Annotated in this window: 5 protein-coding genes and 1 pseudogene; 4 read left to right on the plus strand and 2 right to left on the minus strand. The window is 67.1% G+C overall.

What is annotated here, in order from left to right; translation table 11 throughout:
* A partial coding sequence (locus AB4Y86_RS11500; RefSeq protein WP_441402361.1) for a M20/M25/M40 family metallo-hydrolase occupies positions 1-1,143 on the minus strand: 1,143 nt, incomplete at its 3' end.
* A gap of 82 nt (positions 1,144-1,225) precedes the next feature.
* Between AB4Y86_RS11500 and AB4Y86_RS11505 the strand changes: the two genes are divergently transcribed.
* The 3 genes from AB4Y86_RS11505 (at position 1,226) to AB4Y86_RS11515 (ending at position 3,262) form a co-directional block, all read left to right on the plus strand.
* The gene (locus AB4Y86_RS11505; RefSeq protein WP_441402362.1) at positions 1,226-1,900 is read left to right on the plus strand and encodes a DUF1684 domain-containing protein; all 675 of its coding nucleotides are present in this window, start codon (positions 1,226-1,228) and stop codon (positions 1,898-1,900) included.
* Between the two features lie 4 nt (positions 1,901-1,904).
* The gene (locus AB4Y86_RS11510) at positions 1,905-2,408 is read left to right on the plus strand and encodes a GtrA family protein (RefSeq protein WP_441402363.1); all 504 of its coding nucleotides are present in this window, start codon (positions 1,905-1,907) and stop codon (positions 2,406-2,408) included.
* A gap of 116 nt (positions 2,409-2,524) precedes the next feature.
* Entirely contained in the window at positions 2,525-3,262 is a 738-nt protein-coding gene (locus AB4Y86_RS11515; protein WP_441402364.1) for an IS30 family transposase, read from the plus strand.
* On the opposite strand, the gene AB4Y86_RS11520 is transcribed toward AB4Y86_RS11515, so the two are convergent.
* Positions 3,250-4,452, minus strand: a complete 1,203-nt coding sequence (locus AB4Y86_RS11520) for an IS110 family transposase (protein ID WP_188573886.1) — start codon at positions 4,450-4,452, stop codon at positions 3,250-3,252. The genes AB4Y86_RS11515 and AB4Y86_RS11520 overlap by 13 nt on opposite strands.
* Positions 4,453-4,688: 236 nt before the next feature.
* On the opposite strand from AB4Y86_RS11520, the pseudogene AB4Y86_RS11525 reads away from it, so the two are divergent.
* Positions 4,689-5,141, plus strand: a pseudogene (locus tag AB4Y86_RS11525) (IS30 family transposase); the annotation flags it as partial.
* Between the last annotated feature and the right edge of the window lie 70 nt (positions 5,142-5,211).

Raw genomic sequence — 5,211 nt, forward strand, 5'->3', positions numbered from 1 at the left:
GGCGAAGGGTGAGACCGGCGTGGGCTCGTTGCCCTCCACCACCCGCAGTTCCACCTTCGGGTCGCCGATGACCTTCCGCAGCCGCTCCACGGTGCCGGCCACGGTGGCCCCCACGGCGACCCGGATGTTGGCGTTCGCCTTGGCCGTTGCGGCCAGCACGTTGGCGCCGGCGCTACCCTCCAGGGTGGTGACGGCCACGGTGGTGCGGGTCATCGCGTTGGTTTCGTTCCCCAGCCGCCCGAAAAGCCAGGTCATCGGGACCCGGAGCAGGGCGAGGTTCGCGAAGGCAATCCGCAGCGGGGCCGGGGCGTACGGGGCGAAGCGCCGGAGCATCTCCGCGGTGACGTCCGGGAGGCGCTGCGGGAAGGGGCTGCGCTCGATCCGCGTGATCGCCCGGGCCAGCCGCGCGGTCGCCCCCATCCGGGGCGGCGTCGAGGCGTGTCCGCCGGAGTCCCGGGTCAGCAGCTCCACGTCCAGGATTCCCTTTTCAGCCACGCCCACGACGGCGGCCGGCCGGCTGACACCGGGGAACGCCCCACCGGCGACGGCGCCGCCTTCGTCCAGCACGAACCATGGCCGCACTCCCCGCCCGGCAAGGAGCCCCGCGGCGGCCGCGGCGCTGTCGCCGGCGGTTTCCTCGTTGTTGCCGAACGAGAAGTAGATGTCTCGCGCGGGGGTGAACCCCGCGCCAAGCAGCGCCTCTGCGGCCTCCAGGATCGCGACCAGCTGGCCCTTGTCGTCCAGCGTGCCGCGGCCCCACAAGTGCGTCCCGTCGCTGTGGCCGGCGAAAGGGGGATGGGTCCAGGCCTGCTCGTCGCCGGCCGGCACGACGTCGTAGTGCGCCATGAGCACCACCGGGCGGCCCCCGGCGGCGGCAGCCCCGGGCCCGCCCGGGGTGCTGGCAGTACCGGGCCCGCCGGCTGCACCGGGCCACCGGAACAGCAGGGCCAGCCCATTGACGCGTTCCACTTCGAGTGCGCCGTGGACGGCCGGGTAGAGCCGGGACAGCGCCACCAGGAACTGCTCAAATTCCGCGGTGTCCACCTCGGCGGCAATCCGGGAAGATACGGTGCGGAACCGGACAAGTTCGGCCAGCGAGGCGGCGGCGCGGCCGCCCGGTCCGGCGGGGGCGGTGGTGTGCATGCGCGAAAGTCTACGGTCGGCGACGGTGGTCCGCGGGGACGGCCCCGCCGGTCGGCAGGCCAAACAAGGCTAGGCTGGTGGAATGGCTGAACAGCATTTGGAGGCAGCGGGCCCTGAGGGCCCGGACGGCGTGGCGGGGATGTCGGCCGTCGACATCGCGGACTGGCGGCTCCGGACCTTTGCGCTCTACGCCACGGTGCGGAAGATCGCCACGGACAGCCCGGCCGAAGCCCACTCCTACTGGCGGCACGAGCGGGACCGGATGTTCGGCACGCATCCCGCCTCGCCGCTGACCGAAGACGCGAAGACACATTTCGGCGGCCTCAAGACCGCCGACTACGACCCGATCTACCGTTTCCACGTCCCCATCACCAAGGAGGGCGCTGGCCGGGAGATGAACGTCGAGACCGGCACCGACGGCGTCGTCCGCTTTGTCCGCCTAGGCACCTTCGACCTGCCGGAAATGGGGCAGTTGGCGGTCTGGAAGCTGAACGGTTACGGCGGCGGCATCTTCGTGCCGTTCCGCGACGCGACCGCCGGGCAGCCCGGCGGCAGCTACGGTGCGGGCCGCTATCTGCTGGACACCATCAAGGGCGCCTTCCACGGCGTTGCCGGTTCCGGGCCGGACGCCGAGTTCGTGCTGGACTTCAACTTCGCCTACAGCCCCTCCTGCGCCTACAACGAGGCGTGGGCCTGTCCCCTGGCCGGCCCGTCGAACCGACTCGCCGTGGACATCCCGGTCGGAGAGCTGTACTAGCCGGATGGAGCCACCGCTACAAGACGCGCCGCCGCGCCTGCTTCCGCGTGCGACGCCGGCCGCCCCGGCTGTTTCGACGCGCCGCCGGCCCCGCGGCATCCTCCGTTATCCGGTGGCGCGGCAGCTCCTCCGGTTCACCGGCGTCGGCGTCATCTGTACCGTGACTTCGCTGGCGCTCTTCGCGTTCCTCCGGCCATGGATCGGCCCCCAGCCGGCCAACGCGGCGGCGCTGATCCTGACCTCGCTGATGAACACCGCCCTGAACCGGCGACTGACGTTCAAGATCACCGAGCGGCACCGGATGAAACGCGACCACCTCAACGGCCTGATCGTGATCGCCGTCGCGCTGCTGATCACCGGCGGCAGCCTGGGCATCCTGCACTGGATCAATCCGGACGCGACGGTTGCCGCCGAGCTCTGGACCACCACGCTCTCCGGTTTCTTGGCCACTGCCGTGCGCTTCACCATGCTGCGGCACTGGATCTTCCGCCGCGCCCGGCACCGCTAACTCCCGGCGCCCGGGTACCGTCCCCGTCCCCCAGGTAACTCGCAGTTGTTGGCGTTTTCGGGGCCCGAGTTCATGCGGTCATCGCAACACTCGATGATTGAGGGGTGTTGATGTCGATGACGAAGTTTTCAAATCGGCTCGTGGCCGATGTGGTGCAGGAGTTCTGGCAGCATGTCGCTGACGGGAACAGATATGAGGACTCCGGGGCGTTGGTGGGGTGGTCGATCACCACGGTCCGGAACGAGCTGCGTTTCACCGGCGGGATCAGGCCCCGGCGCGGCCGGGGTCTGAAGGGGCGGTGCCTGTCCTTCGATGAGAGGGAGGACATCGCGATTTGGCGCGGCGAGGGAATGCCGGTTCGGGAGATGGCCCGCAAGCTGGGCCGCGCCGCGTCCACGGTGTCGCGGGAGCTGCGCCGCAACGCCGACAAGCCCTATTACTACCGGGCGTCGACCGCGCACGCCCGGGCCTGTGCCCGTGCGTCCCGGCCTAAAATCGCTAAGCTCAACAGCAACGAGCGGCTGCGCAAGGAAGTCCAGGATCGGCTGGAGAAACAGTCCTCCCCGGAACAGATCGCCGGCCGGCTCCGGAAAGACTTCCCGAAGAATCCGGAGATGTGGGTGTCACACGAAACGATTTACCAGTCCCTGTATCTGGAGTCCCGTGGCGGGCTCAAACGCGAGCTGGCCAGGAACCTGCGCACGGGACGGACCCTCCGCAAGCCACAGCGCCGACCGGATGAACGCCGCGGCCGGATCCAGGACAAGGTCATGATCGCCGACCGCCCCGCGGAGGTCGAGGACCGTGCGGTGCCCGGGCACTGGGAATCTCAATGTTTCTGTCAAGCAGCTTGAGCGCGGACTCTTGGTATTGGTTCCTGGTAGGTGGTGTGGTCGCGGAGCATGGCCCATAGGACGTTGATGCGGCGGCGGGCTAGGGCGATGAGGGCCTGCTTGTGGGACTTTCCTTCTCCGCGCTTCCGGTCGTAATAGGTTCTTGAGGCCGAGCTGTTCTTCAGGCTGGAGAGGGCGGCGAGGTAACAGGTTCGCAGGAGCCTGCGGTTGAAGCGACGTGGCCGGTGAAGGTTCCCGCTGATCCGTCCGGAATCGCGCGGGACGGGAGCCAGCCCGGCGACGCTGGCGAGCCGGTCCACGCTGTCGAACGCGTCCAGGTTGCCGCCGATGTTCGCGAGGAAAGTTGCTGCGAGTACGGGGCCGAAGCCGGGCATGGTGAGCAGAATGTCCGCGCTGTGGTGCTGCCGGAAGAGCTCGGTGATCTGGGCATCGGTGGCGGCGATCTCTTCATCAAGGGTGCTGATTTGCTCGGCCAGCCGGACGACAAGGGCAGAGCCTGTGGTCTGAGTTGGCAGGACGGTGTGCTGGGAGTTCGCGGCCATCAGTGCCTTCTCTGCCATCTTTGCACTGTTCCGGCAGCCGCGTTTCCTCAGCCAGCCGGTGAGCCGGGTCAGTCCTGTCCGCCGGATGCCCTCGGGGGTCTGGTAGCCGCCGAGGAGGATCAGGGGCGCCTTTTTGGAGTAGTCGAACGCGCGCTCGAGCGCGGGGAAGTATTCCAGCAAGGTGGCGCGGAGCCGGTTGATCGCCCGGACCCGGTCGCAGATCAGATCCGTACGGCGGGCGGTCAGGAGCCGCAGGTCCACGCTGATCTGGTCAGCGCCGCGGACTGGTTGGAGGTCGGTACGCATGCGTGCCTGGTCGGCGATGATCCTGGCGTCTTTCGCGTCGGTCTTGCCATCTCCGCGGTAGGTCGCTGCGGCGTGATGCACGATCCGTCCGGGGATATAGAGCATCTGCTGGGCGTGCGCGGCCAACAACTCGATCAACAGGGCCGCACCGCCAGCGTTCAGATCCGTGGCCCAACAGACTTCACCGCCGGCGGCGATCTCCGCAACCATGGCTATGAGTGCGAGCAGTTCGTTCTCGTCATTCTCGACCCGTTTCGAGAGCAGCACCGTCCCTGTCTGATCGATCACAACGCAATGATGAGCTCTTTTGCCCGAGTCGATTCCTACCCAGAATGCCGGCATATTCAGTCCCCTTCGCTCAGCTCCAATTTCGTTGGCCCTGTCGATAACTGCGCCGGCACGTCCTTACCCAACGATCAATGTCGTAATTCTCAATCAGCGGTCGAGTCATCGGCGGGCAGCGGGCGGCCATTCCCAGTGAGCCGTCCAAGCGGCAGGGAGATCTGTGCCATACCCGCCACCCGAGGGTGATCGAAACACTACGACAGCTCCGAAATCACCCTCAACAAAATCGTAAGGAGGGCGACCTCATCGTGGGCAAGGACGGCAAGAGCGCCATCGGCACCATCGTCGAACGCACCACAGGATTCCTGATGCTCATCCACGTCCCGGCCGGGACAAACCGGGTGGAAGCGGTCCGGGACGGCCTGATCGCCAAGATGGGCGCCCTCCCGGACCAGCTCCGTCAGTCCCTGACCTGGGACCAGGGCACCGAAATGCACGGCCACAAGGACGTGAGGATCGCGGCGGACATCGACATCTATTTCTGCGATCCCCACTCGCCCTGGCAGCGCGGCTCCAACGAGAATATGAACGGCCTACTGCGCCAATACTTCCCGAAAAGCACAGACCTCACCGTCCACAGCCAGACAGACCTCGACTACGTCGCCCACCAAATCAACGACAGACCCCGCAAACGATTCGACTTCTGCACCCCAAATGAGATGATCAGCACCTACCTGTTGCGATGACCGCATGAAACCGCCGGCTCAAAACGCCAACTAATGCGACCCAGTTGGGCCCAGGGCGCGGACGCTGCCG

The sequence above is a fragment of the Arthrobacter sp. 2YAF22_2 genome, assembly GCF_052114645.1.
Lineage (GTDB): Bacteria > Actinomycetota > Actinomycetes > Actinomycetales > Micrococcaceae > Arthrobacter.

Coding starts and splice junctions, on each gene's coding strand:
- AB4Y86_RS11505 (WP_441402362.1), top strand. CDS start 1,226: ATGGCTGAACAGCATTTGGAGGCAGCGGGCCCTGAGGGCCCGGACGGC.
- AB4Y86_RS11510 (WP_441402363.1), top strand. CDS start 1,905: ATGGAGCCACCGCTACAAGACGCGCCGCCGCGCCTGCTTCCGCGTGCG.
- AB4Y86_RS11515 (WP_441402364.1), top strand. CDS start 2,525: ATGACGAAGTTTTCAAATCGGCTCGTGGCCGATGTGGTGCAGGAGTTC.
- AB4Y86_RS11520 (WP_188573886.1), bottom strand. CDS start 4,452: ATGCCGGCATTCTGGGTAGGAATCGACTCGGGCAAAAGAGCTCATCAT.